Origin of the sequence: Chromohalobacter sp. 48-RD10, from assembly GCF_029889785.1 — a bacterium.
Classification (GTDB): domain Bacteria; phylum Pseudomonadota; class Gammaproteobacteria; order Pseudomonadales; family Halomonadaceae; genus Chromohalobacter.
Genome location: NZ_JARANX010000122.1, coordinates 1 through 1,677, shown reverse-complemented (window position 1 = coordinate 1,677; position 1,677 = coordinate 1). Strand labels below are relative to the sequence as shown.

1 protein-coding gene is annotated in these 1,677 nt (G+C 59.2%); it reads left to right on the top strand.

Annotation, left to right across the window (positions count from 1 at the left end):
* Nucleotides 1-76 precede the first annotated feature (76 nt).
* A protein-coding gene (locus OP496_RS17615) for an IS3 family transposase (protein ID WP_280565204.1) occupies nt 77-1,641 on the top strand; the annotation gives its coding sequence in 2 pieces (ribosomal slippage) (nt 77-562 and nt 565-1,641; 1,563 coding nt in all).
* Nucleotides 1,642-1,677 lie beyond the last annotated feature (36 nt).

Genomic DNA, 1,677 nt, shown 5'->3' with positions numbered 1-1,677 from the left:
CCCTCTCTGCCAGCCTAGTTGTCCAGATGGCGATTTCGCCTGAATCCCACTCAGAGAGGGTGGTATGAGAGCTTCCATGCCAAGGTACTCCGAAGAACGTAAGGCCGCAGTGTTGAAGAAGCTGTTGCCGCCGATGAATCGCACGGTGGTGTCGGTTTCCGCAGAGGAAGGCATCTCCGAGGTGACTCTGTATAGTTGGCTTAAACAGTGTCGAGAACAAGGAATGCCCGTGCCTGGAAACCGCAAGACCGGAGACGATTGGTCCGCTGACGCCAAACTGGCCGTGGTGATCGAAACCGCCTCCATGTCCGAGACCGAACTCAACGCTTATTGCCGTGAGAAAGGCCTGTATCCGGAACAGATCCAGAGCTGGAAAGACGCCTGCCTCCAGGGTGCCGGCCAGCAGCAGAGCCAGCACAAAGAGACCCAGCGTCAGCAAAAGCAGAGCAGGAAAAAGATCCGCAAGCTGGAGTCCGAGCTGCGGCGCAAAGACAAGGCCCTGGCTGAGACTACCTCGCTGCTGGTGCTGTCAAAAAAGCTCGAAGCCTTGTACGGCAGCGATCCGGACGACGAGGACAGCTGACCTCGTTGAGCGAACGTGCAAGGCTTGTGCAGTACTTTGACGAAGCGGTTGCCGGCGGCGCTGCCCGATACAAGGCGGCGCAGCTAATGGCGCTCAGTGAGCGCACCATCAAACGCTGGCGCCGGGATGGGGAGGTGACGCCGGATCGTCGTCCTGAGGCGCGGCCCATGCCTCAGCCGCACCAACTGACACCCGAGGAAGAACAGGCGATGCTCGACACCTGCAATCAACACGAATTCCGCAGCCTGCCACCGTCACAGATCGTGCCGTTGCTGGCTGACCGGGGGATCTATATCGCCTCCGAGTCTTCGTTCTATCGGGTTCTGAAAAAGCATCACCAACTCAGTCACAGAGGCCGCGCTCAGCCATCCCGGCCAGTGCCGGAACCGACCAGCTTCACCGCTACTGGCCCCAATCAGGTCTATACGTGGGACATCAGCTACTGTCCATCCACCGTGAAGGGCCTGTTCTGGTACCTGTACCTGATCCTGGATGTCTACAGCCGCAAGATCGTCGCCTGGGAGGTGCATGACAGCGAATCCGGCGAGCACGCCAAAGCGCTAGTTGAGCGGGCGCTGATCCGTGAAGGCTGCTGGGATAATCCACCCGTGCTGCACTCGGACAACGGGGCGCCCATGACCTCCTACACGCTCAAATCCAGACTGGCGGAGCTGGGCATGGCCATGTCCTACAGCCGGCCCCGAGTGAGTAACGACAATCCGTACTCGGAGTCGCTGTTCCGCACCGTCAAATACTGCCCGAAATGGCCGGCAAAAGGGTTCAAGTCCCTTGAAGCGACGCGTCAGTGGATGCTGTGCTTCGAGCATGCTTACAACGAACAGCACCTGCACAGCGGCATCAACTACGTGACGCCGGGCGCTCGCCACCGTGGTGAAGAGGCCCCCCAACTGGCTTACCGAAAGGCGGTATACGAGCAGGCCAAACGCCATAACCCGAAGCGCTGGTCTGGCCACACCCGAAACTGGGAGCCAACCGGAGCTGTGCCGCTCAACCCAGGAAAGTGCCAGGAAATCAAGCGTAACCAATGCGCGGCTTAGAACAAACTTTTTGGACAACTGGGTTGAAAACTACCG